The sequence below is a fragment of the Poseidonocella pacifica genome (assembly GCF_900111875.1).
Taxonomy (GTDB): Bacteria; Pseudomonadota; Alphaproteobacteria; order Rhodobacterales; family Rhodobacteraceae; genus Poseidonocella; species Poseidonocella pacifica.
The window spans coordinates 460,734-484,512 of record NZ_FOJU01000003.1 but is presented as its reverse complement, the minus strand read 5'-3'; the positions used below and the strand labels follow the sequence as shown (position 1 = coordinate 484,512).

The window sequence follows — 23,779 nt, the reverse complement described above, 5'->3', positions numbered from 1 at the left end:
ATCGACCGCCGGGCGAAGCCCCTTTTCCGATGCCTCTCCATCTTGGAACCGGCCGCGCCGCTCCCCATCTCTTTATGGTTAACCCCAACTGTCGGGAGGCCCCCATGATCGAAGAGAAAACCGGCGCACACGGCGATATCCTCGAGTTGCGCATTTCTGGAACCGTCACCGAACGCGATTATACCGAGGTGCTGATTCCCGCGCTGGAGGCCCGCATCGCCGAGCACAAGCGCGTGCGCCTTCTGGTGCGGTTTGATTCCAACGTGTCCGATTTCACCCTCGGCGCCCTGTTCGAGGATTCGCGCATGGGCCTGAAGCACTGGCGGGGCTTCGACCGGGTCGCCGTGGTCGCAGAGCCGAACTGGATCACCAAGGCGATCCGCGCCTTTGCCGTGATCATGCCCTGTCCGGTGATGATCTTCCCACTCGCCGAGGAGGACGAGGCGCGCCGCTGGCTCTCGGAATCACTGGGCGCAATCCACCAGACCGATCTTGGCGACGGGGCGCTGCACCTGCAACTTCTCGGCAAGCTGGATTCGGCGGTCTATGAGGAAGAGGGGCGGGATCTGGATGCCTTCATCGCCCGCAACGGCCGGATCCGCCTGCTTCTCGATCTGCGAGAGTTCGACGGCTGGCAGGGACTGGGGGCCATTGCCGAGCATCTCAGCCTTGTGCGGGAGCATCGGCGCGCGCCAGAGCGGGTCGCCATCGTGGGGCGCAACACCTTCACGCGATTGGCCGAAGGCGTGGGGCGGCATTTTCTGGATGCCGAGGTACGGTATTTCGATGCCGCCGCGTTCGAAGAGGCCAAGGCGTGGATCAAGGGGGGCGCGGGCAAGGTATGACACCTGTATGACGCCGAGTCATACGTATGTCATACAAAAGTCATACCCGCTTTTCAGACACTTGGCGCATTTCGTCGCCCCCGCTTCGGGATGTCGTGACACGGGCGGAAATATGGATTAAACCTGCCCGAAACCGACGCCAGAAGGATTGCGACATGGCCGAACACAAGCATGGCAGCATGGATATCACCGATCAGGAAAAGACCTTTGAAGGTTTTGTGCGGGTGTCCACCTGGGTCGCCGGGATAAGCATCGGCGCCGTGGTTTTCTTGGCTATTTTCAACAGCTAACGAGATCAGGCCGGACAACGCCCCCGTGCGGATCCTCTGTCTCCTCGTCGCGCTCGCGACCCTCCTCGCCGGGTGCGGGGCGCAAGAAGTGTGGGCGCCCCAGTCCGAGCTTGACCGCGTTCGTTATGTGGATGACGGGCCTGCGGAGCTTACCCTCATCACCGTGCTCAACGCAGGCTCCGGCAATGGCGCGCACAGCGCCCTGCTCATCAACGCCTCAGAGCGCGTGATCTTCGACCCCGCCGGCACCTTCGGACACCCCGCGATCCCTGAGCGAAACGACCTGATTTACGGTGTCAGTCCGGCCATCGAACGGGCCTTTGTGGACTACCATGCGCGCATCACATATGACGTGCAAATCCAAAGACTTACCGTGTCTCGGGAAACCGCCGAGCGGGCCTTCCGACTGGCCCAGAGGGCGGGTCCCGTGCCCAAGGCGAACTGCACCCGCGCGTTGGCGAAATTGCTGCGCGAATTGCCCGGATTCGAACATGTCCGGATGAGCTTTTATCCCAACAAACTGGCCGATGATTTCGCCCAGATTCCGGGTGTGCGCAGTGTCTTCATCGAAGATGACGACCCGGATCTGAAATCCATCGAGGCGGTCGAGGCGCTCGCGGATCTGCCCGCGGTTCAGCCCAGCAGATAGAGCATCCCATACAGGGTCACTGCGCCGCAGGCGATTGATAGCAATACGTTTTTGGTCCAAAGCCCAACGCCAATCGTGACGGCCGATGCCGAGAGACGTGCCGGGTCGATCTGTCCATCCGTCGCGCCGGGCCAAAGGATCAGCGGCGCGATCAGCGCGGGCAGCACCGCCACCGCCGTATAGCGCAGGTGCCGGCTCAGCCACGCGGGCAACTCCCGCCCGCCGACAAGCCCCAAAAACGCGAAACGCAATAGAAAACTGCCAAGTCCAAGCCCGACAATGACGATCCAGAGGTCCAACCGGTCGATCATGTCTCTGCCTCCGCTTTGGCCTGTGCCGCCTTGGTTTGGGTCATCAATTCGACCTGCGCCCCTGTCATCATTCCCGCGATGGCCGCCACGAAGAGCCCGAGGTTATAGGGCAACCATGCAAAGACGAGCGCGAGGACGATTGCCACCACCGCCGCCGCCACATGGGGCAGGGACCGAAGCATCGGGGCAACGATCGCGAGGAAGGTGATTGGCACCGCGAAATCAAGCGCGAGCGCGTCGGGGACCGCATTGCCGAGAATGGCCCCGATGGCGGTGAACAGGTACCACAGCGGGCAAAGCGGGGTCACCGCCCCGATGAAATAGGCAAAGCGCCCCGCCGGGGTCATTTCCGGGTCCCGCTCGAATTTCATCAGACTGACTGCATAGGTCTGATCAACAAGGAAATACGCGGCAATCGCCCGCTTCCACAGCGGCAGTTTTCCCAGATAGGGGGTCATGGAGGCCGAATACATCGCCATACGCAAGTTCACCGCCAAGGCCGACGCGAGCGCGACGAAAGTGGGCGCATCCTCCACGAGCAGTTGAAGCGCGGTAAATTGCGACGCCCCGGCGATCACCATCACTGAAAAGGCGAGGGCTTCGAGCACGTTCAGCCCGGCTTCTGTGGCAACCACGCCAAAGAGAAGGCCAAAAGGGCCGATCACAAAGAGGAACGGCGCGCCGTCGCGCACCCCTTGCAAGTACCGGGATTTGATGGTGGACGTTGGCATCGGGGGTCTCTACGGTCTGTCTGCCCTCGGGCTTAGAGGGATTGAGGGGGGGATGCAATTGGCCACTCGGAAGAGCGATGACAGTTTCCTGATCGCACCGGACCCGTCCGCGCCGCGCCTGACGCGCACGGTGACGGGCCATGATCAGACCGGTGCCGAGATCACGACCAATGTGGTTGAAGAGCGCCCATTGACGATATTTCTGAACTCTCGGGAGATCGTCACCGCCATGACCATCGGCGATTACCCCGAGTACCTTGCGCTTGGATTTCTGCGCAACCAGGGCATGTTGCAGGCCGATGAGGAGATAACCGGGGTCGACTTCGACGAGGATCTGGAAACGGTCGTGGTCCGCACGGCGCGAGAGACGAACTACGAGGAAAAGCTCCAGAAAAAGACGCGGACGAGCGGCTGTGCCGTTGGGACGGTTTTTGGCGACATGATGGAAGGGCTTGAGGATACCAAGCTGCCGCAGACTGAGCTTCGCACAAGTTGGCTCTATGCCCTCTCGCATGAAATAAACCGTACGCCCTCGCTCTATCTCGAGGCGGGCGCGATCCATGGCACCGTGCTGTGTGAGGGTGATCGCCCGCTGGTCTATATGGAGGACGTGGGCCGCCACAACGCGGTGGACAAGATCGCCGGTTGGATGTTCTCCGAAGGGGTCTCCCCCGAAAACAAGATCCTCTACACCACCGGGCGCCTGACGTCCGAAATGGTGATCAAGACCGCGCTCATGGGTATCCCCGTTCTTGCCTCTCGCTCCGGCTTCACCGCTTGGGGGGTGGAGATCGCGCGGCAGGTCGGGTTGACCCTCATCGGGCGGCTTCGTGGTCAGAGGTTCGTCTGCCTGGCAGGAGAGGAACGACTGGTGCGCGACGCCGACATCGCGTCGGTGGGGGATGAGCCCAAGCGCGCGGGCCGCAAGGGAGACGGGTCATGAAGCAACCACTCGGAGTGATCCTCGCAGGCGGTCAGGCCACGCGTATGGGGGGAGGTGACAAGGGATTGCTGAGCCTTGATGGTCAGTCCATCCTGCGCCACGTCATCGATCGGCTGGAGCCGCAAGTGGCGGCGCTCGCGCTCAATGCCAACGGTGATCCGGCGCGGTTTACTGATCTTGATCTGCCCATCCTGCCCGATAGCGTGGCGGGCTTTCCCGGTCCGCTTGCGGGGGTTCTCGCCGGTCTCGACTGGGCCGCCGACCGGGGTGCGGACAGCATCGTGACCGCCGCAGCCGATACGCCCTTCTTTCCCGAAGACCTTGTGCCGCGCCTGCTTCTCGCCGCCGAAGGCATGGCGCATCCGCTCGCGCTCGCCACGACACCGGACCCCAGACGCGGAACCGTCCGGCATCCCACCTTCGGGATCTGGCCCGTGGCGTTGCGTGATGATCTTCGGGAGGCCTTGGCACGGGGAACCCGCAAGGTCGTGATCTGGACCGAGCAACATGGTGGCCGCGAGGCGCTCTTTGCAACAGGGGCCATTGATCCCTTCTTCAACGTCAACACCCCCGAAGATCTGGTGCAGGCCCGCGACATGGCGAAGGGCGCGGCATGAGGATTTTCGGCGTCGTCGGGTGGAAGAACGCGGGCAAGACCGGTCTGATGGAGCGGCTCGTGACCGAAATCACGGGGCGGGGTTTTTCCGTTTCCACCGTCAAACATGCGCACCACACCTTTGATGTGGACCATCCCGGCAAGGACAGCCACAGGCACCGCATCGCAGGTGCCACCGAAGTGTTGCTCGCGTCTCGTAACCGGTGGGCGCTGATGCATGAACTGCGCGATGAACAGGAGCCGACGCTTGCGGAATTGTTGACCAATCTCAGCCCCGCCGATCTGGTGCTGGTCGAAGGGTACAAGCGCGATGACCACCCCAAGGTGGAGGCGCACCGCGCGGAGACCGGCAATCCTCTCATTGCCCCCAGCGATGCAAGTATCAAGGCCATTGCCGCCGACGTGCCGCTCCAAGCTGACCGGCCCGTGTTTGACCTGAACGATACCGCAGCAGTTGCAGATTTCATCCTCGTGCAGGTGGGACTGTCCTCAGCGAATGAAGAGGCATCGAGGTCGGCTGCGCAGCAGCATCCCCAACCGCCACCCCTGCGGAATGATTGTTTTGCCTTGCCTCCCGGCGTGGATTGGACCCCGGTGGACGACGCTCTGTCGCTTCTCAAACAGCGCCTGCATCCGATCACCGGGATCGAAGCCCTGTCGCTTGCCGAGGCCGAGGGCCGGGTGTTGGCCGCGCCAGTCACGGCTCTTCGCGCCAACCCTCCCCATGCAAACAGCGCGGTCGACGGATACGGTTTCGCGGGCGGTGTGCCTGACGAGGCGCCCGTTTCCCTGCCCTTGATGGAGGGACGATCAGCGGCCGGTGTGCCTTATGAGGGGGAAGTCCCCCCAGAGCACGCCATCCGGGTTTTGACTGGCGCAAGCCTGCCCGTTGGGGTCGATACCGTCGTCCTTGATGAAGACGTGGTGGTGGGCGCGGGGCAGGTGGCGTTCCGCGGGCCGTTGAAGCGCGGGGCCAATACCCGGAAAGCGGGGGAAGACGTACAGGAAAGCGCGACGTTGTTGCCGGCTGGCCGGCGTTTGACCCCGGCTGATCTGGCTTATCTGGCCTCCGGCGGTGTAGCCGAGGTACCGGCCTTCAGGCGGTTGCGCGTTGCAGTAATCTCCACCGGCGATGAATTGGTCGAGGCAGGCAGCCCCGCAGCATCGGGCCAGATTTTCGACGCAAACCGACCGATGCTTTTGGCGATGGTCCGACGCTTCGGGTTTGAGGCGCTGGATCTTGGCCGGATGCCGGATGACCGCGCAGCCATAGCCGCGGCGTTCGACCGTGGCGCGGCCGGGGCGGATGTAATCCTGACCTCCGGAGGGGCATCGGCGGGCGACGAAGATCACGTCTCCGCCCTGTTGCGTGAACGAGGGGCCATGCAGGAATGGCGCATCGCCCTCAAACCGGGCCGTCCTTTGGCGCTTGGCATGTGGCACGAAACACCGGTCTTCGGACTGCCGGGCAATCCGGTTGCTGCGCTTGTCTGTACCCTCGTCTTCGCCCGGCCTGCGATGGAGCGGCTTGCCGGTGGCAATTGGCTTGATCCCGTGGGGTTTGATGTGCCCGCGGCGTTTGAAAAGCGCAAGAAACCCGGTCGGCGTGAGTATCTTCGGGCTCGCATCCGCGACGGACGCGCCGAGGTTTTTCCCAGCGAAGGCTCTGGCCGGATCAGCAGCCTGAGTTGGGCCGAGGGTTTGGTGGAGATCGCCGATGGCGCCCGTCATATCAATCCCGGTGATCCCGTTCGGTTTCTTCCCTACGGGAGTTTTGGCCTCTAGTGAAAGGTGCCTGCCACGCGCCCCAGCAGCATGAAGGCTCTTGCCGTCCGAGTATCCGCAAGGGCCGTCAATTCAGCTTCGCTGGCCTGCGGCTCAAAAGCGACGAGGCTTCGGTCGAATCGGCGCAGGAAGTGATGTACCGCGTCGCGGAAGATCGTATCCTGACGCATCCGCTGCGCGGTCTTGTCCATCGCGGCTTGGGCATCGATCGTCCCGAGTGGATCAATCTTGGGGCCCCGTTCGCCCCGCGCAAACCGTCGCCAGAGGTTGGCATCGGGTCGGGACGGCGCAAAATCGTCCATATAAATCCCATCCTGACTGAGCAGGGTCAGCACATCCTGCGCGGCTTGGATCAACAGCGCTGCCTGACGGTCGCGCAGCGCCCGGCGCAATGCGGCAAAACCGATCTTGTCCTGCGCGGTTTCGGGAAAATTGAGCGCTCGGATGTAATCCTGCACGGTGAGCGGATCGTTGGGCTTCGGCTGAACCAGCGGCAGGCTGCTTTGGGCCTCCGGTGATTGCGGTTGCGTCTGTGGCGCGGGTTCCCGTGCACGGGCCGGTTCTGGCTGGGCATCAAGCGGCCCGTCCGCCGGGGAATGGTCGCGCGTGGCGGTCACCATAGCAAGCAATGCCTCAGTCCGCCGCTGCGCTTGCGCCATCTCATTGAGTTTGTCCGTGAGTGCGGAGTTGCCCTGCGCGCTATGTGTCTGGCCTTGCGCGATCTGCGCGCGCCGCAGCAGATCGACAGATGCCTGAAGTCGCGCAAGGTCCTCCCGGACCATCATAGCTGAGCGCAACGATGCCGCAGCAACCCAAGCCATGGCCACCGGAAGGATCAGCACCAGCAACCCCAGAAGCCCCGACGTGGCCGTCTCGGCCAGCAACAGGTAAGCCCCCGCTCCGGCAAGCCAGAGCAGGCTGAAGACAAGCGCACCAAGATCCGCCAGCGTCAGATTGCGCGACGAGGCCGTTTTCGTGCCCATGGGCGAGCTTTCGACAACTTGTGGCTCCGGGTCCCTGGCCATGCGGCCCCCTTTCCGGGAAATCTCAGATATACTCGATCTTGACGACTTCGTAGGCCTTCTCGCCGCCGGGCGTCCGAACCTCGACGCTGTCGCCTTCATCCTTGCCGATCAAGGCGCGCGCGATGGGCGACCTGATGTTCAGAAGGCCCGCGTTGATGTCGGCCTCGTATTCGCCCACGATCTGCCACCGTTTTTCTTCTTCGGTGTCCTCGTCGATCACTGTGACCGTGGCCCCGAATTTGATCGTCCCGGACAATTGCTTGGGGTCGATGACATCGGCCAGCGAGATGACGCTTTCCAGTTCCTTGATCCGGCCCTCAATGAAGGACTGTTTCTCTCGTGCGGAATGGTATTCGGCATTTTCGCTGAGATCGCCATGTTCGCGTGCTTCGGAGATCGCGCGAATGATCGCAGGCCGCTCAACGGATTTGAGCTGCTTCAATTCTCCTTCGAGCGCGGTATGGCCCGCGCGGGTCATCGGTATTTTTTCCATGAGCCATTCCGTAGTGCGTATGCGGGGCCCAATGAGGCATGCCCGCGCTTGTTTGAGCGGATACCTGACCCAAAGCGGCAGGCGAATGCAAGGGGGCACTGCGGGATTTGGCACGTGGCCGCCGGTCCACGACGCCGTGTCACAATTGACCTTGGCGGCAACTGCGCGCTACGCATCGGGAAACCTGACATTTTGCAGGTGCAGCAAGGAGGGCTGACATGGCCGAGATCGAGCGAGAGGCGATGGACTATGACGTGGTGATCGTTGGGGCGGGGCCTGCGGGTCTTTCTGCCGCGATCCGTCTTAAACAGCTCGACGCGGACCTTGAGGTCGTGGTGCTGGAGAAGGGCTCCGAAGTGGGTGCGCATATCCTCTCCGGCGCGGTGCTTGATCCGTGCGGCCTCAACGCGCTCATCCCGGACTGGAAGGACAAGGGCGCGCCTCTGAACGTGCCCGTGAAGGAAGACAACTTCTATCTTCTGGGCGAGGCAGGCGGTGTGCGGGTGCCCAACTGGCCAATGCCGCCCCTGATGAACAACCACGGCAATTACATCGTCTCCATGGGCAACGTCTGTCGCTGGATGGCCGAACAGGCCGAAGCGCTTGGCGTTGAGGTGTTCCCCGGCATGTCCTGCTCCGAAGTGATCTATGGCGACGACGGCGCGGTGTGCGGCGTTGTCGCGGGCGAGTTTGGCCTGAACCCGGATGGAACGCCCGGACCGGCCTATGAGCCGGGGATGGAGTTGCGCGGCAAGTATGTCTTCCTCGGGGAAGGTGTGCGGGGCAGCTTGACGAAAGAGGTGATGGCGAAATTCGATCTCTCGTCTGGGCACGAGCCGCAGAAATTCGGGCTCGGGATGAAGGAGATCTGGGAAATCGACCCGGAGAAGCACCGCGAGGGCACCGTTACCCACACGATGGGCTGGCCGCTGGGCAAGAACGCAGGTGGCGGTTCCTTCATCTATCACCTGGAAAACAATCAGATCTATATCGGTCTGGTGGTGCATCTGAATTACGTCAATCCGCATCTCTACCCCTACATGGAATTCCAGCGCTTCAAGCATCACCCGATGGTGGCCAAGCTGCTGGAAGGGGGCAAACGCGTGGCCTATGGAGCCCGGGCAATCAGCGAGGGCGGTTATCAGTCCATGCCGAAGATGGTCGCGCCGGGAGTCGCGCTTCTTGGATGTGGGGTGGGGATGGTCAACGTGCCGCGCATCAAGGGCAACCACAACGCGATGCTTTCAGGAATGGCGGCGGCCGAAGCTGCGGTGGAGGCAATCCGGGCAGGGCGTTCGCGCGATGAGTTGACCGCGTATGAGACAGAGGTGCGCGACGGTGCAATCGGCACCGACCTTAAGAAGGTCCGCAACGTAAAGCCGATGTGGTCAAAGTGGGGGCTCACGGCCTCCCTTATGGCGGGCGGGCTCGATATGTGGACCAACACGCTGGGGTTTTCGCTCTTCGGCACCGTCAAGCATGGGAAAACCGATGCCGAAGCGACGGGGAAGGCGGCGGATCATCCTGTCATCGAATACCCCCGGCCCGACGGCAAGCTCAGCTTTGATCGGTTGACCAACGTCTCCTTCTCGATGACCAACCATGAAGAGAGCCAGCCTTGTCACCTGCGGCTCAAGGATCCGTCGATCCCGATTGCGGTCAACTTGCCGGAATATGCGGAGCCAGCACAGCGCTATTGCCCTGCCGGGGTTTATGAGGTGGTGGAGAAGGACGGCGCGCCGCAGTTCGTGATCAATTTCCAGAACTGCGTGCACTGCAAGACCTGCGACATCAAGGACCCCAGCCAGAACATCGACTGGCAGACGCCGCAGGGGGGCGATGGCCCGAATTACCCCAACATGTAAGGGGCTATTCGACCGTCACTGATTTGGCGAGGTTGCGCGGCTGATCCACATCCGTGCCCTTCGCCACGGCGGTGTGATAGGCCAGAAGCTGCGCGGGGATGGCATAGAGGATTGGTGCCAGTATGGGATCGACATCCGGCATGATCGCATGGCGCCAGACGCCCTCCTGACCTGCGGCCCAGCCCTTGCGATCGGTCACGAAAACCACCTTGCCACCGCGCGCCATGACTTCCTGCATGTTGGAGACGGACTTGTCGAACAGCGCATCGTGCGGAGCAAAGACGACCACGGGCATATGGGTATCTATGAGTGCGATGGGCCCGTGCTTGAGTTCCCCCGACGCATAGGCCTCGGCGTGGATATAGCTTATTTCCTTGAGCTTCAGCGCGCCTTCGAGGGCGAGTGGATACATCAGCCCGCGACCAAGGAAGAGGATATCCTGCGCTTCGGCCAGATCCTGGGCAATATCCTCGAGCGTGGATGAGACATCGAGGGCGCGGTTGAGCGTGTTGGGCAGGGCGCGCAACCCGTCGAGCAGCTCGACCTTCCGAGCCTCGTCCAGCCGCCCTCGATCGCTTGCCGCGCGCAGAGCGAGCAGCAGGAGCACGGTGAGTTGGCAGGTGAAGGCCTTGGTGGAGGCGACGCCGATCTCCGTGCCGGCAAGGGTCGGAAGACACAGGTCGCTTTCCCGCGCGATGGAACTTTCCGGGACGTTCACCACCGAGGCGATCCGCGCCGCGCGACCCTTGCAATACCGAAGGGCGGCAAGCGTGTCTGCTGTTTCACCCGACTGGCTGACGAAGAGGGCAAGCGTGCCGGCCGGGATCGGCGGCTCTCGATAGCGGAATTCAGAGGCCACATCGACGTCGACGGGGATCCCCGCGAGGCGCTCAAACCAGTACTTCGCCGTGAGGCAGGCGAAATAAGCGGTGCCGCATGCCACAAGGCTCAGCCGGGATATGGTGTTGAAATCGAGGCTGTCGTCAGGGAGCGTGATGGCGTTGTCTTCGGCCCCCAGATACCTCTGGACCGTCTGCGCGATCACCGTGGGTTGTTCGGCGATCTCCTTGGCCATGAAGTGCTTGTGCCCGGCCTTGTCGACACGGGCGGCATCCATCTGTATTTCTCGCATTTCCCGCTCGACCGGCGCGCCGGAGGCATCAAGGATGCGCACACCCGCACGGGTCACTTCGGCGCGGTCCCCTTCCTCGAGATAAGTCACGCGGTTGGTCATGGGGGCGAGCGCGATCGCATCGGAGCCGACGTACATCTCGCCATCTCCGTGGCCGATTGCGAGCGGGCTGCCCTGACGGGCGGCGATGATCAGATCATCATGCCCATCGAAGAGAAACGCCAGCGCAAAGGCCCCCTCCAGCCGCGCAAGGGTTCGTGCGGCGGCATCCCGGGGCGTATCGCCCGCCGCGAGATATTGCTGGCACAGAAGGGCAATGGTTTCCGTATCGGTTTGGCTCTCCGTCGTCGCGCCCGCTGCGGCGAGTTCTTCGCGCAATGCGCGAAAGTTTTCGATGATCCCGTTATGGACGACAGCCACGGACCCGGCCCGGTGCGGATGCGCATTGACCACACTGGGCGCGCCATGGGTGGCCCAGCGGGTATGGCCGATGCCAGATTTTCCGGCAAGCGGTTCATGCACCAGCAAGTCGGAGAGGTTGACCAGCTTCCCCACTGCGCGGCGCCGGTCCAGATGACCGTCATTCAGCGTGGCGATCCCGGCGCTATCATACCCGCGATATTCCAGTCGTCGGAGCGCCTCAACGAGTATGGGCGCGACCTCGTGCTTGCCCAGTATGCCGACGATTCCGCACATCAGTGAGTTCCCTTCGCTTTTTTCGCGCGCAGCATCTGCATGAGACGGCGCCCGTATCCCGGCTTGGTCTCCTGCTTGGCGCGGGCAATGGCGAGGGCGTGATCCTCGACATCCGATGTGATCACCGATCCCGATGCCGTGAGGACACCGTCGCCGATGCGCACAGGGGCCACAAGCATGGTGTTTGACCCGATGAAGGCATCCGCCCCGATTTCCGTGTGGTGTTTGAAGACCCCGTCATAATTGCAGGTGATCGTGCCCGCCCCGATATTCGTCCGCGCGCCCACATGTGCATCACCCACATAGGACAGATGGTTGATTTTGGCGCCCTCATCGATCTGGGCGTTCTTGATCTCCACGAAGTTGCCGATGTGGGTATTCTCCGCCAGTTCCGCGCCGGGACGCAGGCGGGCGTAGGGGCCGACGACGGCACCACGGGAAACGTGACAGCCCTCGAGATGAGAAAAGGCGCGGATTTTCGCGCCGCTTTCCACCGTGACGCCCGGGCCAAAGACCACGTTGGGCTCAATCGCGGCATCGCGCCCGACCACCGTGTCGAAGGCAAAGAAGACGGTTTCGGGTGCGGTGAGCGTCACGCCCAGATCAAGCATTTCGGCGCGTGCCTGCGCCTGAAAGGCGGCCTCGGCCGCAGCGAGTTGTTCGCGGGTGTTCACGCCGAGTGTCTCGGCCTCATCGCAGGTCACGGCGGTCGCCGAAAGGCCCCGTTCGCGCGCGATCTCGACGATGTCGGTGAGGTAGTATTCCCCTGCGGCGTTCGAATTTCCCACGGCATCCAGCAGGGCAAAAAGCGTCTCGGCCTTCGCGGCGACGACCCCGGAATTGCACAGGGTGATCGCGCGCTCCGCGTCGCTGGCATCCTTGTATTCCACGATCCGGGTCAGGGTTTCCCCCTCCAGCACCAGCCGACCGTAGCGGGCCGGGTCTGCGGCTTCGAACCCGAGCACGACGACATCGTGGCTGGCGCGTGCTGACTGCATCGCTTCAAGGGTTTCGGCCCGGATGAAGGGCGTGTCACCGTACAGCACCACGGCATCCCCGTCGAAACCGGCAAGCTCCGCGCGTGCTTGCAGCACGGCATGCCCGGTGCCGAGTTGTTCTTCCTGAAGCACGACGGCGGCGGTCTCGTCCCAGTCGCGGGCCGCTTTGGCGACGTCGTCCGCCCCATGGCCTGCCACGATGACCGTAACTTCGGGGTCAAGCGCCGCGCCGGCGCGCATGGCATGCACCAGCAGGGGCGCGTGAGCGACCTCATGCAATACTTTCGGCCGGTCGGAGTTCATCCGCGTGCCTTGGCCTGCGGCCAGAAGGATCAGCGCCGTTGCCATCGCATGCCTCTTTGCTTGTCTGCTCTGGCGCGGGTAATACCCGATGGCGGGGTGCACGCAAGGGAGCGGCCCATCAAACAAGTTTGCGATATGTGACAGGAGCGACGATGGGCACTGTGATTTTCGATCTGGACGGGACCTTGGCCGACACAAGCGGGGATCTGATCGCGGCCGCCAATTCCTGCTTTCAGCAGATGGGGCATGGCGAAGTGCTCTGCATGCAGAGGGACCGCTCCGTCGCCTTTCGCGGTGGCCGCGCCATGCTGACTGAGGGGCTGACCCGTCTGGGGCAGTACGATGCGCAGATGGTGGAGCGATACTATCCCGAACTGCTCGCGGCCTATGGCGCGGCGATTGATGTGCATACGCGGCTCTATCCGGGCGCGATCGAGGCCGTGGAGGCGCTTTCGGCGCTTGGCTATCGCGTCGGGATCTGTACCAACAAACCCGAAGGATTGGCGGAGACCTTGCTGGATCGCTTGGGGGTGCGGGGACAATTCGCCGCGCTTATCGGAGCCGATACCCTTCCGGTGCGAAAACCCGATGCAGCCCCATTTGTAGAAGCCGTGCGGCGCGCTGGTGGAGAGGGCGGCAAGGCCTGCCTCATTGGCGACACCACCACAGATCGTGAGACAGCACGCGCCGCGGGGATCCCTTGCATTCTCGTCACCTTCGGCCCCGAAGGGCGGAAGGTGACGGATCTGGAGCCAGAAGCGCTGCTGGATGATTTTGCTGACCTGCCGGATCTCGTCAGCGAACTCATCCCCCTGGAGCGATAGGCCCGCGCGCGTCTACTCAGCGGCTTTGAGCATGAACCCTTTTTCGATCATGTCGGCGGGTGCAACGGGGTATTCCCCGGAGAAACACGCATCGCAGTATTGCGGTGCATCGGGATTGCGTCCCGATACCTCGCCCGCGGCCCGATAGAGCCCATCAAGCGTCACGAAGCGAAGCGAATCCACGCCGAGGTGAACGCGCATTTCCTCTTCGGACATCGTGGCGGCAAGCAGCTTGTCGCGTTCGGGCGTATCCACCCCATAGAAACAGGGCCATGAAGTCGGCGGGGAGGCAATGCGGAAGTGCACCTCCTTCGCGCCGGCATCAAGAATCATCTCCTTGATCTTGCGCGATGTGGTGCCTCGGACCACGCTGTCGTCCACGAGCACCACGCGCTTGCCTTCGATCAGTGCCCGGTTGACGTTGAGCTTGAGCCGCACGCCCATATTTCGGATCTGTTCGGTCGGCTCGATGAAGGTCCGGCCCATGTACTGGTTCCGGATGATGCCCATGCCATAGGGAATGCCGCTTTCGTGGGCGAAGCCTATGGCGGCGGGCGTGCCGCTGTCGGGGACGGGGCAGACGAGGTCAGCCTCCACCGGGGCCTCCCGAGCGAGTTCCACGCCGATCTGCCGGCGGGTCTCATAGACGGAACGCCCGCCGATGATGCTGTCGGGCCGGGAGAAATAGACATGCTCAAAGATACAGAAGCGCGACTTTTGCGGGCGGAAGGGGAAATGGCTTTCGACCCCACCTTCGGCCGTAATAACGACCATCTCGCCGGGTTCGACCTCGCGCGTGAACTCAGCGCCGATAATATCGAGGGCACAAGTCTCCGAGGAGAGCGCCCAGCCATCGCCAACACGGCCAAGGACCAGCGGACGAACTCCCAAGGGATCACGGACACCGATCAATTTGGTGCGCGTCATGGCGACGACGGAAAAGGCCCCCTCGACCCGGCGCAGCGCATCTTCCATCCGCTCGGGGATATTGCGCTGTAGCGAACGGGCCATCAGGTGGATGATGCACTCGCTGTCGGACGAAGACTGGAAGATCGAACCGCGTTCGATCAACTCCCGGCGCAGGGCATCGGCATTGGTGATGTTGCCGTTGTGGGCGATGGCAGCACCGCCCATGGAAAATTCACCAAAGAAGGGTTGGACATCACGGATCGCCGTCTGTCCCTTGGCGCCCGAGGTGGAATACCGCACATGGCCGATCGAGATCGGGCCCGGTAGGGTTTCCATCAAGGATTGCTTGGTAAAGTTGTCCCGCACATAGCCGAAGCGGCGTGCGGAATTGAAACCGAGTTCATGGTCGTGGGAGACGATCCCGCCAGCTTCCTGCCCTCGGTGTTGTAGTGCGTGCAAGCCGAGAGCCACGAAGTTCGCGGCATCGGTGACACCCACCACACCAAAGACGCCGCATTCCTCATGCAGCTTGTCCCCGTCGAACGGATGGGCGGGCATCCGAGGCGTTTCGGTCATTGTGATTCCCGAGTCATGCTGTGATTTGCTCCTCACATAGTGGAGGGCGCGGCCCCTGTCACGGAACTTACATAACCCGATGCCCCCCACAGGCGGATTTGCCGCGGTAACGAGCAGCTTCCGGCTTTGGAAACCATGTGCCGGGCGGCTGCATTGTTTTCGTCTCGCGTGCAGGCTAGCTTATCAGAAGTTGATTGTTCGCAACAGGAGTTGCTCCGTGCCGATCCGAAAACTTTCCCTTCTTGCCCTGGTCACCGCCGGGGCGCTGTCTGGTATGACTGCGACGGCGCAACCTATCGGCCTTGCCGGTGCCTATCTCGCGGCGCGATCCGCCGAGGTGCAGGGCGATTACGCCGATGCCGCGCGGTATTTCGGACAGGCCATGCAGCGCGATCCCGGCAATCCTTCGCTGATGCAAGGGGCGCTCATCGCGTCCATGTCATTGGGTCACGTCGAACGCGCCGTGGAAATTGCCCGCAAGATGGAGGGCGCAGGGATCGGCACGCAAATCGCCCAGTTGGCCGAGGTGGTGGGACATGCCGCTGAAGAAAACTGGGAGCAGCTGGCGGAAGAGCGCGCGGAAGGTGAGGGCGTCGGCCCCCTCGTTGACGGGCTGGTATCCGCGTGGGCCCATCTGGGGGCGGGCGATGTCTCTGAGGCACTGGCCTCTTTCGACGCGGTAGCCGACCGTTCAGGGATGCGGGCGTTTGGACTTTATCACAAGGCACTGGCGCTGGCCTCCGTCGGGGATTTCGAAGGCGCGGACGAGTTATTTTCCGGCCCCGAAGAGGCCGCGCTCAAATCCACACGCCGCGCCGTGATCGCCCATATCGAGATTCTAAGCCAGCTTGAACGGAACGATCAGGCGCTGTCGCTCTTGCGTGAAAGCTTTGATGCCGATCTCGATATCGCCCTGCAAACCATGTCGGAGAAGCTGGAATCGGGGGAGACGCTTCCATTCACGGTGGCGACTTCGCCGCGCGACGGGGTGGCGGAGGTTTTCTATTCCGTAGCGCTCGTGCTGCAACGCGATGCCAACGAGGCCTATACGCTTCTCTATACGCGCGCCGCCGAATACCTGCGGCCTGAGCATACGGATGCGATTCTCCTCTCTGCTGCGCTGCTTGATGAGATGGGTAATCTGGATCTGGCGGTACAGGCCTATAAGAAAGTGCCTGCCGATCACCCGGCGCATTTCGCGGCTGAACTTGGGCGGGCGGATGCGCTGCGCCGCGATGAACGCATCGAAGCGGCTGTGGAAGTGCTGGACCGTCTTGCGCGGGTGCGGCCAGATATGGCGGACGTGCAGGTGAGCCTCGGCGACATTCTGCGCCAGACGGAAGACTATGCCGGAGCGGCAGAAGCCTATACCCGCGGCCTTGATGAGATCGACGCGCAAAGCCCACGCCGGTGGTTCGTGCTCTATGCGCGGGGCATCGCCTATGAGCGTCTCGACAGGTGGGAAGAGGCAGAGGCCGACTTCCGTGAGGCGCTGGAACTCAACCCCGAACATCCGCAGGTGCTGAACTACCTCGGCTATTCCCTTGTGGAAAAGCAGTTGAAGCTCGACGAAGCGTTGAACATGATCGAGACCGCCGTCTCCAAGCGGCCCGAGAACGGTTACATCGTCGATAGCCTCGGCTGGGTGCTCTATAAGCTTGGACGCTTCGATGAGGCCGTAGAGCATATGGAGCGGGCGGCGGAACTCACCCCTGTCGATCCGATCGTGAATGATCACCTTGGCGACGTGTACTGGGCGGTTGGCCGCAAACTCGAAGCGCGGTTCCAATGGCTGCGGGCGCTGTCCTTCGATCCTGAGGAAGAAGAAGCCGCGCGTATTCGTAAAAAGCTGGATGTCGGGCTGGATCAGGTGCTGGCCGACGAAGGCTCGCCGCCGCTGGTCGACATGGCAAATGGCGCCGATTGACGCATTCGCCCCGGCCAAGATCAACCTGACCCTGCACGTTACGGGACGACGGCAAGACGGGTATCATCTGCTGGATTCGCTCGTGGCTTTTGCCGACGTGGGCGACCGGGTCCGCGTCGAACCTGCTCTCGAGCTTTCATTGGAGGTTGGCGGGCCACGCGCGCTAGGGGTTCCAACCGGCCCTGACAACCTTGTTCTGAAGGCGGCGGCGTTGTTCGGCGTGGATGAGGGCGCGCGTATCACCTTGGAAAAGCACCTCCCGGCGGCTGCGGGCATCGGTGGCGGGTCCGCCGACGCCGCAGCCACGCTGCGCGCTCTGTCGAAGCTCTGGGGGCGGACGATACCATCTGATTGCGCGCGCCTCGGAGCGGACATTCCAGTTTGCCTTCCTTCGCGCACTGCCCGGATGCAGGGGATCGGGGAGACGGTCACGCCTCTGCCGCTTCCTCCGTTGGATGCGGTGCTGGTGAACCCCGGTGTTTCGGTGCCTACGGGGCCGGTCTTTGCCGCGCTTGAGGGGCAGTTCGGCGCGCCTATGCAAGGCGTGCTACCCCAGTTTGACGGGGCCGGTGCGCTGCTGGATTGGCTCGGTGATCAACGCAACGATCTCGAAACCCCGGCCCGGCAGATCGCCCCCGCCATCGGAGACACGCTGGCGGCGCTTGCCGCCACGCGCCACTGCGCGCTCGCCCGGATGTCGGGATCGGGGGCCACTTGTTTCGGTCTTTTTCCCTCACCAGCTTCGGCAAGGGCGGCCGCACAGCAACTCTCCCAAGCGCATCCAGGCTGGTGGGTTCAGGCCACTCGGATCGGGGGCGACTGAAAATTGCTTAACGCTAGGTCTGCGCGGAACTTTGCACAAGCAATCAGGCCCTTGCGCAAAAGCCATGCAGCCAAGGTCTCGATGATATGCACAGGTCGGGATAGCGGTGCCACAATCTGGCATGCTACCGAAAGAGCAGGGGAGCGAGGGTTCTGAGGGCGGACTTGCAAAATCACGCCAAATCTGCGGGACTCGCTTCAAGGCCGGTTCGCCTTAAGCTGAACCATGAACAAAAGCCGGGCCCGCCGGCGAGATAAGGGAAGAGGATCTCATGACAGATACGCCAGAGGACATCGATCCGATCGAAAGCCAGGAATGGCAGGATGCGATCGAGGATGTCATTCAGCGCGACGGGGCGAACCGCGCGCATTTCCTCCTCGACAAGGCCGTGCAACAGGCCCGCGCGAACGGAGCGACACTGCCCTTTTCGGCGACCACTCCCTACCTCAACACCATCCCACCGGATGACGAATTCGATTTCCCCGGCGACTATGAAATGGAAGGGCGAATCCGCGCCATCACGCGCTGGAACGCCATGGCGACCGTGGTGCGGCGCAACAAGGAAAGCAGTGAATATGGCGGGCACATCGCGTCCTTCGCATCCTCTGCCGCGCTCTATGATGTTGGCCTGAACCATTTCTGGCGCTCAAAATCGGCAATCCACGGTGGCGATCTTGTATTTTTTCAGGGCCATGTCGTGCCCGGCATCTATGCCCGTTCCTTCATGGAGGGCCGCATCAGCCAAGAGACGCTGGAAAAGTTCCGCTCCGAAGTTGATGGTGGGGGGCTCTCGTCCTATCCCCATCCATGGCTGATGCCCGACTACTGGCAGTTTCCGACGGTTTCCATGGGGCTGGGCCCGCTCATGGCGATCTATCAGGCGCGCTTCATGAAGTACCTGCACAACCGCGGGCTCATCGATGCGGCCGATCGCAAAGTCTGGGTCTTCCTTGGCGATGGTGAGATGGACGAGCCGGAAAGCCTCGGTGCGATTTCCCTCGCGGCGCGTGAAAAGCTCGACAATCTGATTTTCGTGATCAACTGCAACCTGCAGCGTCTCGACGGTCCGGTTCGCGGCAATGGCAAGATCGTGCAGGAACTGGAGGGCGAGTTCCGCGGCGCAGGCTGGGATGTGATCAAGCTTCTCTGGGGCCGTGGCTGGGACGACCTGCTGGAAAAAGACACCTCCGGCATGCTGCGCAAACTCATGGATGAAACAGTCGACGGCGACTATCAGACCTATAAATCCAAGGATGGTGGTTTCATCCGTGAGCATTTCTTTGGGCGCTATCCCGAGACGGCTGCGCTTGTCGAAGATTGGTCCGACGAGGAAATCTGGAACCTGCGCCGCGGGGGGCATGATACACGCAAGGTCTATACCGCCTTCAAGCGCGCCTCGGAATCGAAGGGGCAACCGACCTGCCTGCTCGTCAAGACGGTGAAGGGCTACGGCATGGGCACCGCTGGCGAGGGCCAGAATACGACTCACCAGCAGAAAAAAATGCACGAGGATCAACTGCGTGCCATGCGCGACCGGTTCCAGATCCCCGTTTCGGACGAAGACCTGCCCAAAGCGCCGTTCGTCACGCTCAACAATGCACAAAAGGCGTATCTTGCCGAACGTCGCAAGGAGTTGGGGGGCGAATTCCCCAAGCGGCATTGGCGCGATGCGCCCAAGCTTGAGATCCCCGCGCTCGAAAAGTTCAAGGGGCAACTGGAAAGCACCGGGGATCGCGAGATTTCCACCACCATGGCTTTTGTCCGTATCCTGACGACGCTGCTGCGCGACAAGGCAGTCGGCAAACACGTCGTACCGATCGTTCCGGACGAAAGCCGGACCTTTGGTATGGAGGGGCTTTTCCGCTCCGTCGGCATCTACAATCCCCTTGGGCAGAAATACACGCCCGAGGACAAGGATCAGATGATGTACTACAAGGAGTCGGAAAGCGGCCAAGTGCTTCAGGAAGGCATCAACGAAGCCGGGGCCATGGCCGACTGGATCGCCGCAGCGACATCCTACTCGACGCACGGCGTGCCGATGATCCCGTTCTTCATCTATTACTCGATGTTTGGCTTCCAGCGGATCGGCGATCTGGCATGGGCCGCAGGCGACAGCCGCGCACGGGGCTTCATGCTTGGCGGGACCGCCGGGCGCACTACGCTGAACGGCGAAGGTCTACAGCATGAGGACGGCCATTCGCATATCCTCGCGAGCACGATCCCCAACTGTATCAGCTACGATCCGACCTTCTCCTATGAGGTCGCCGTGATCGTGCAGCACGGCCTCAAGCGGATGTATCAGGATCAGGAAGATGTGTATTTCTACCTGACCCTGATGAACGAGAACTATCAGCATCCAGAGATGCCGATGGGTGCCGAAGAAGGGATCATCCGCGGGCTCTACCGGATGCGGAAAACCTCCCGCCCGGGCAAGAAGCACGTGAACCTGATGGGGTCGGGAACGATCCTCGTACAGGCGATCAAGGCAGCCGAAATGCTGAAGGAAGACTTCGGCGTGACGGCGGACATCTGGTCGGCCACATCCTTCAACGAACTTGCCCGCGACTGTCAGGATACCGCGCGCTGGAACCGCCTTAATCCTTTGGCGGAACCGCGCACCTCTTATCTGTATCAGACGTTGCAAGGGGCCAAGGGGCCGTTCATCGCGGCGACCGACTACATGAAGAACTTCGCCGAACAGGTACGTTCCTGCGTGCCGGGGCGCTACACGGTGCTTGGCACCGACGGCTATGGCCGCTCCGACAGCCGCGTGAACCTGCGCCGGTTCTTTGAGGTGGACGCCAACCATATCGCCGCGGCGGCGATGGTGGACCTTCACCGCGAGGGGGCCGTATCCGACAAGGATCTCAAGGCGGCGCTCGTGAAATACGACATCGATGGCGACAAGCCCAATCCGCGTCTCGTGTAAGCGGACCAGAGGAGACAGAGAGACATGGCAACCGAAGTAAAAGTGCCCGATATCGGCGATTTCAACGATGTCCCCGTAGTTAGCATTCTGGTCAGCGTTGGGGATACCATCGCTGAGGAAGATCCGCTGATCGAGCTCGAGAGCGACAAGGCGACGATGGAAGTGCCCTCCGCCGCCTCCGGCAAAATCACCGAAATACTGGTGAGCGAAGGCGACAAGGTATCCCAAGGCAGCGTCATCATGATGATCGAAGCCGCCGAAGGGTCGTCCGAGAAAAAGGAGGAGGCCCCGGCCAAAGACGCGCCGAAGGCTGACGCTCCCAAGCAGGAAGCCCCCAAGGAAGCCGCCCCCGCGCCGGTGACGGATGCCGGTTTTGGCCGGGTCCATGCCTCACCTTCGGTGCGTGCCTTCGCGCGGCAGGTCGAGGTGGATCTCAACCTGATCAACGGGTCGGGCCGCAAGGGGCGTATCCTGCGAGAAGACGTGATGAAGTCGCTCAAATCGCAGGCCCCTGCTGGCGGTACGGCGGCACCACAAGGCGGCACGGGCATCCCGCCCATTCCCGCCGTCGACTTCTCCAAGTTCGGGGCGGTCGAGGATGTGGCGATGAGCCGGATCAAGAAGATCTCTGGCCCCGCCCTGCATCGTTCGTGGCTCAACATTCCGCATGTGACCCACAACGAAGAGGCCGACATCACCGAACTCGACAAGTACCGCAAGGAACTTGATACGATGGCCAAGGAGGAGGGTTACCGCGTCACGCTGTTGTCCTTCATCGTCAAGGCCAGCGTCTCGGCGCTCAAACAGCACTGGGAGGTCAATTCGTCGATCCATCCCGACGGCGACAAGCTCATCAAGAAGAGCTATTACAACATCGGCTTCGCCGCCGACACGCCGAACGGCCTCGTGGTGCCGGTTATCAAGGATGCCGACCGCAAGGGGATCGTCGAGATTTCCAAGGAACTGGGCGATCTCTCCAAGGCTGCCCGCGACGGGGCGCTCAAATCCGCTGACATGCAGGGTGCGAGCTTCACCATCTCCTCGCTCGGCGGGATAGGGGGCACCTCCTTTACGCCCATCGTGAACGCGCCGGAGGTGGCGATCCTGGGCCTTACGCGCTCCAAGATGGCGCCGGTCTGGAATGGGGAGGAGTTCGTGCCGCGCAACATGCTGCCGATGTCGCTGTCCTATGACCACCGCGCGATCGACGGCGCGCTTGCGGCCCGCTTCTGTGCCACGCTGAAACACCTGCTCGGCGATGTTCGCCGGCTGATGCTGTAAGGGAGCCAGACAAAAATGGATATCAAGGTTCCCGATATTGGTGATTTCACCGATGTACCGGTTGTCACTGTTTTGGTGAGTGTCGGAGATACGGTCGCGGAAGAAGACCCGCTGATCGAGATTGAAAGCGATAAAGCGACGATGGAGGTGCCGAGCCCTACTGCGGGCACCGTCAAGGAGATCAAGGTTTCCGAAGGCGACAAGGTCTCCCAAGGGACGGTGATCATGGTGTTCGACGGGGCCGAAACTGGCGACTCGCCAAAAGAGGAAGCCCCAAAAGAGACCTCCCCAAAAGAGGACGCCAAACCTGCGCCCAAAGCCACTGAGGCCACGGGCACGGCATCCGGCAAGGGCGATGTTCATGCCGAAGTCGTGGTTCTGGGGTCCGGTCCGGGCGGGTATTCCGCAGCGTTTCGGGCGGCGGATCTCGGCAAGCAGGTCGTCATGATCGAGCGCTATCCGACGCTCGGCGGGGTGTGCCTCAACGTGGGCTGTATTCCCTCCAAGGCGATGCTGCATGTCGCCAAGGTCATCACTGAAGCCGAAGAGATGGCCGCGCACGGGGTCAGTTTTGGCAAGCCCAAGATCGACCTCGATGGTCTGCGCGATTTCAAGAACGGCGTGGTCAAGCAACTGACTGGAGGGCTCGACGGGCTGTCCAAAGCGCGCAAGGTCAAGATCGTGCAGGGCTATGGACGGTTTACCGGTCCGAACATGATCGAGGTACAGGGTGACGATGGCATGACCACCGTTTCCTTTGACCAGTGCATCATCGCGGCCGGGTCAGAACCGGTGAAACTGCCCTTCGTGCCCCATGATGATGAACGGGTCATCGATTCCACCGGCGCGCTCGAACTCAAGGACGTGCCCAAGAAGATGCTCGTGCTTGGCGGCGGCATCATCGGGCTGGAAATGGCAACGGTTTATGACGCGCTCGGCAGTGATGTGACGGTCGTCGAACTGATGGACCAGATCATTCCCGGCGCTGACAAGGATATCGTCAAGCCACTCATGGCCCGGATCAAGGCGCGCTATGCGGACATCTTGCTCAAGACCAAGGTGACCGAGGTAAAGGCCGAAAAGAGCGCTCTGAAAGTCACCTTCGAAAATGACAAGGGCGAGACGTCGACGGTTTCCTTCGACAAGGTGCTTGTGGCCGTCGGGCGGCGTCCGAACGGCAAGCTGATCGATGCGGAAAAGGCTGGGGTCGCCGTGGATGATCGCGGTTTCATCGCCGTGGACCATCAACAGCGCACCGGTGTCAGCCATATCTTCGCGATCGGCGATGTCGTGGGTCAGCCGATGCTGGCGCACAAGGCCGTGCACGAGGGCAAGGTCGCAGCAGAGGTCGCGTCGGGCGAAAAGCGGGCCTTTGATGCGCGAGTGATCCCATCGGTTGCCTATACCGATCCCGAAGTGGCTTGGGCCGGCCTCACGGAGACGGAGGCCAAGGCCAAGGGTATCGCCTATGAGAAAGGCGTCTTCCCCTGGGCCGCATCCGGGCGCGCGCTGTCCAACGGTCGAAGCGAGGGGATGACCAAGCTCCTCTTTGATCCGGAGGATGATCGCGTGATTGGCGGGGCCATCGTAGGGACCAACGCGGGGGAACTCATCTCCGAGGTGGCCTTGGCCATTGAAATGGGCGCGGACGCGGTTGATCTGGGTCATACGATCCACCCCCACCCAACGCTGTCGGAGACGGTTAATTTCGCCGCCGAGATGTTCGAGGGTACGATCACCGATCTGATGCCGCCCAAAAAGCGCAAGAAGTAATATCGGCGGGGGCACAAGAGCCCCCGTTGCTCCGCTTGTTTCCGCGTTTGTTCGC

The 23,779-nt window shown here is 62.1% G+C and carries 20 protein-coding genes; 13 read left to right on the top strand and 7 right to left on the bottom strand.

What is annotated here, in order from left to right:
* Positions 1-104: 104 nt before the first annotated feature.
* The 3 genes from BM234_RS10915 (at position 105) to BM234_RS10905 (ending at position 1,784) form a co-directional block, all read left to right on the top strand.
* The gene (locus tag BM234_RS10915) at positions 105-845 is read left to right on the top strand and encodes a SpoIIAA family protein (protein WP_175501255.1); all 741 of its coding nucleotides are present in this window, start codon (positions 105-107) and stop codon (positions 843-845) included.
* A 155-nt stretch (positions 846-1,000) separates the two neighbouring features.
* On the top strand, positions 1,001-1,135 hold the full coding sequence (locus BM234_RS10910) for an aa3-type cytochrome c oxidase subunit IV (RefSeq protein WP_092064557.1): 135 nt from the start codon (positions 1,001-1,003) through the stop codon (positions 1,133-1,135).
* 25 nt (positions 1,136-1,160) lie between these two features.
* A complete protein-coding gene (locus BM234_RS10905; protein WP_092064554.1) occupies positions 1,161-1,784 on the top strand; it encodes a hypothetical protein in 624 nt (207 codons plus the stop codon).
* Here the strand turns inward: BM234_RS10905 and BM234_RS10900 are convergent.
* Together BM234_RS10900 and BM234_RS10895 are read right to left on the bottom strand one after the other, a co-directional pair.
* Positions 1,769-2,095: an AzlD domain-containing protein gene (locus tag BM234_RS10900; protein ID WP_092064551.1), complete on the bottom strand. Its 327-nt coding sequence runs from the start codon at positions 2,093-2,095 to the stop codon at positions 1,769-1,771. The two genes, BM234_RS10905 and BM234_RS10900, sit on opposite strands and share 16 nt — an antisense overlap.
* Positions 2,092-2,826 carry an AzlC family ABC transporter permease gene (locus tag BM234_RS10895; protein ID WP_092064548.1) on the bottom strand — a complete coding sequence of 245 codons (735 nt, stop codon included), beginning with the start codon at positions 2,824-2,826 and terminating at the stop codon, positions 2,092-2,094. Before BM234_RS10895 ends, BM234_RS10900 begins: the two co-directional genes overlap by 4 nt.
* Positions 2,827-2,878: 52 nt before the next feature.
* Between BM234_RS10895 and BM234_RS10890 the strand changes: the two genes are divergently transcribed.
* From BM234_RS10890 to BM234_RS10880, 3 genes are read left to right on the top strand one after another with little or no spacing between them, the layout of a single operon-like run.
* The gene (locus BM234_RS10890) at positions 2,879-3,769 is read left to right on the top strand and encodes a formate dehydrogenase accessory sulfurtransferase FdhD (protein ID WP_092064545.1); all 891 of its coding nucleotides are present in this window, start codon (positions 2,879-2,881) and stop codon (positions 3,767-3,769) included.
* A complete protein-coding gene (gene mobA / locus BM234_RS10885) occupies positions 3,766-4,386 on the top strand; it encodes a molybdenum cofactor guanylyltransferase MobA (protein ID WP_092064542.1) in 621 nt (206 codons plus the stop codon). The genes BM234_RS10890 and mobA overlap by 4 nt, the downstream gene beginning before the upstream one ends.
* Positions 4,383-6,170 (top strand): bifunctional molybdopterin-guanine dinucleotide biosynthesis adaptor protein MobB/molybdopterin molybdotransferase MoeA, encoded by a 1,788-nt coding sequence (locus BM234_RS10880; protein ID WP_092064539.1) that lies wholly within the window; start codon positions 4,383-4,385, stop codon positions 6,168-6,170. Before mobA ends, BM234_RS10880 begins: the two co-directional genes overlap by 4 nt.
* Here BM234_RS10880 and BM234_RS10875 read toward each other — a convergent pair.
* Together BM234_RS10875 and greA are read right to left on the bottom strand one after the other, a co-directional pair.
* On the bottom strand, positions 6,167-7,195 hold the full coding sequence (locus tag BM234_RS10875) for a hypothetical protein (protein ID WP_245752589.1): 1,029 nt from the start codon (positions 7,193-7,195) through the stop codon (positions 6,167-6,169). The two genes, BM234_RS10880 and BM234_RS10875, sit on opposite strands and share 4 nt — an antisense overlap.
* 22 nt (positions 7,196-7,217) lie before the next feature.
* Positions 7,218-7,688, bottom strand: a complete 471-nt coding sequence (greA, locus tag BM234_RS10870) for a transcription elongation factor GreA (RefSeq protein ID WP_092064536.1) — start codon at positions 7,686-7,688, stop codon at positions 7,218-7,220.
* A 218-nt stretch (positions 7,689-7,906) separates the two neighbouring features.
* Between greA and BM234_RS10865 the strand changes: the two genes are divergently transcribed.
* The gene (locus BM234_RS10865) at positions 7,907-9,553 is read left to right on the top strand and encodes an electron transfer flavoprotein-ubiquinone oxidoreductase (RefSeq protein ID WP_092064534.1); all 1,647 of its coding nucleotides are present in this window, start codon (positions 7,907-7,909) and stop codon (positions 9,551-9,553) included.
* 4 nt (positions 9,554-9,557) lie between these two features.
* Here the strand turns inward: BM234_RS10865 and glmS are convergent, their stop codons facing one another.
* Both glmS and glmU read right to left on the bottom strand, forming a co-directional pair.
* Positions 9,558-11,381 (bottom strand): glutamine--fructose-6-phosphate transaminase (isomerizing), encoded by a 1,824-nt coding sequence (gene glmS, locus BM234_RS10860; protein ID WP_092064531.1) that lies wholly within the window; start codon positions 11,379-11,381, stop codon positions 9,558-9,560.
* Positions 11,381-12,727 carry a bifunctional UDP-N-acetylglucosamine diphosphorylase/glucosamine-1-phosphate N-acetyltransferase GlmU gene (gene glmU / locus BM234_RS10855; protein WP_092064528.1) on the bottom strand — a complete coding sequence of 449 codons (1,347 nt, stop codon included), beginning with the start codon at positions 12,725-12,727 and terminating at the stop codon, positions 11,381-11,383. Before glmU ends, glmS begins: the two co-directional genes overlap by 1 nt.
* A 107-nt stretch (positions 12,728-12,834) precedes the next feature.
* On the opposite strand from glmU, the gene BM234_RS10850 reads away from it, so the two are divergent.
* The gene (locus tag BM234_RS10850; protein WP_092064525.1) at positions 12,835-13,506 is read left to right on the top strand and encodes an HAD-IA family hydrolase; all 672 of its coding nucleotides are present in this window, start codon (positions 12,835-12,837) and stop codon (positions 13,504-13,506) included.
* 12 nt (positions 13,507-13,518) lie between these two features.
* Here BM234_RS10850 and purF read toward each other — a convergent pair whose 3' ends face one another.
* Positions 13,519-14,991 carry an amidophosphoribosyltransferase gene (purF, locus tag BM234_RS10845; protein WP_092064522.1) on the bottom strand — a complete coding sequence of 491 codons (1,473 nt, stop codon included), beginning with the start codon at positions 14,989-14,991 and terminating at the stop codon, positions 13,519-13,521.
* Positions 14,992-15,208: 217 nt separating this feature from the next.
* On the opposite strand from purF, the gene BM234_RS10840 reads away from it, so the two are divergent.
* From BM234_RS10840 to lpdA, 5 genes are all read left to right on the top strand, one after another.
* A complete protein-coding gene (locus BM234_RS10840) occupies positions 15,209-16,918 on the top strand; it encodes a tetratricopeptide repeat protein (RefSeq protein WP_245752588.1) in 1,710 nt (569 codons plus the stop codon).
* Positions 16,905-17,741, top strand: coding sequence for a 4-(cytidine 5'-diphospho)-2-C-methyl-D-erythritol kinase (locus BM234_RS10835; protein ID WP_092064519.1), 837 nt, complete (start codon positions 16,905-16,907; stop codon positions 17,739-17,741). The genes BM234_RS10840 and BM234_RS10835 overlap by 14 nt, the downstream gene beginning before the upstream one ends.
* 271 nt (positions 17,742-18,012) lie before the next feature.
* On the top strand, positions 18,013-20,670 hold the full coding sequence (gene aceE / locus BM234_RS10830) for a pyruvate dehydrogenase (acetyl-transferring), homodimeric type (protein WP_092064516.1): 2,658 nt from the start codon (positions 18,013-18,015) through the stop codon (positions 20,668-20,670).
* A 24-nt stretch (positions 20,671-20,694) separates the two neighbouring features.
* The gene (locus BM234_RS10825; RefSeq protein ID WP_092064513.1) at positions 20,695-21,951 is read left to right on the top strand and encodes a dihydrolipoyllysine-residue acetyltransferase; all 1,257 of its coding nucleotides are present in this window, start codon (positions 20,695-20,697) and stop codon (positions 21,949-21,951) included.
* A 15-nt stretch (positions 21,952-21,966) separates the two neighbouring features.
* Positions 21,967-23,724 (top strand): dihydrolipoyl dehydrogenase, encoded by a 1,758-nt coding sequence (gene lpdA, locus BM234_RS10820; protein ID WP_092064510.1) that lies wholly within the window; start codon positions 21,967-21,969, stop codon positions 23,722-23,724.
* Positions 23,725-23,779 lie beyond the last annotated feature (55 nt).

Excerpts from the sequence above, each read along its gene's own strand:
- BM234_RS10915 (WP_175501255.1), top strand. The coding sequence starts at position 105 with ATGATCGAAGAGAAAACCGGCGCACACGGCGATATCCTCGAGTTGCGC.
- BM234_RS10910 (WP_092064557.1), top strand. The coding sequence starts at position 1,001 with ATGGCCGAACACAAGCATGGCAGCATGGATATCACCGATCAGGAAAAG.
- BM234_RS10900 (WP_092064551.1), bottom strand. The coding sequence starts at position 2,095 with ATGATCGACCGGTTGGACCTCTGGATCGTCATTGTCGGGCTTGGACTT.
- BM234_RS10895 (WP_092064548.1), bottom strand. The coding sequence starts at position 2,826 with ATGCCAACGTCCACCATCAAATCCCGGTACTTGCAAGGGGTGCGCGAC.
- BM234_RS10890 (WP_092064545.1), top strand. The coding sequence starts at position 2,879 with ATGCAATTGGCCACTCGGAAGAGCGATGACAGTTTCCTGATCGCACCG.
- mobA (WP_092064542.1), top strand. The coding sequence starts at position 3,766 with ATGAAGCAACCACTCGGAGTGATCCTCGCAGGCGGTCAGGCCACGCGT.
- BM234_RS10880 (WP_092064539.1), top strand. The coding sequence starts at position 4,383 with ATGAGGATTTTCGGCGTCGTCGGGTGGAAGAACGCGGGCAAGACCGGT.
- BM234_RS10875 (WP_245752589.1), bottom strand. The coding sequence starts at position 7,195 with ATGGCCAGGGACCCGGAGCCACAAGTTGTCGAAAGCTCGCCCATGGGC.
- greA (WP_092064536.1), bottom strand. The coding sequence starts at position 7,688 with ATGGAAAAAATACCGATGACCCGCGCGGGCCATACCGCGCTCGAAGGA.
- BM234_RS10865 (WP_092064534.1), top strand. The coding sequence starts at position 7,907 with ATGGCCGAGATCGAGCGAGAGGCGATGGACTATGACGTGGTGATCGTT.
- glmS (WP_092064531.1), bottom strand. The coding sequence starts at position 11,381 with ATGTGCGGAATCGTCGGCATACTGGGCAAGCACGAGGTCGCGCCCATA.
- glmU (WP_092064528.1), bottom strand. The coding sequence starts at position 12,727 with ATGGCAACGGCGCTGATCCTTCTGGCCGCAGGCCAAGGCACGCGGATG.
- BM234_RS10850 (WP_092064525.1), top strand. The coding sequence starts at position 12,835 with ATGGGCACTGTGATTTTCGATCTGGACGGGACCTTGGCCGACACAAGC.
- purF (WP_092064522.1), bottom strand. The coding sequence starts at position 14,991 with ATGACCGAAACGCCTCGGATGCCCGCCCATCCGTTCGACGGGGACAAG.
- BM234_RS10835 (WP_092064519.1), top strand. The coding sequence starts at position 16,905 with ATGGCGCCGATTGACGCATTCGCCCCGGCCAAGATCAACCTGACCCTG.
- aceE (WP_092064516.1), top strand. The coding sequence starts at position 18,013 with ATGACAGATACGCCAGAGGACATCGATCCGATCGAAAGCCAGGAATGG.
- BM234_RS10825 (WP_092064513.1), top strand. The coding sequence starts at position 20,695 with ATGGCAACCGAAGTAAAAGTGCCCGATATCGGCGATTTCAACGATGTC.
- lpdA (WP_092064510.1), top strand. The coding sequence starts at position 21,967 with ATGGATATCAAGGTTCCCGATATTGGTGATTTCACCGATGTACCGGTT.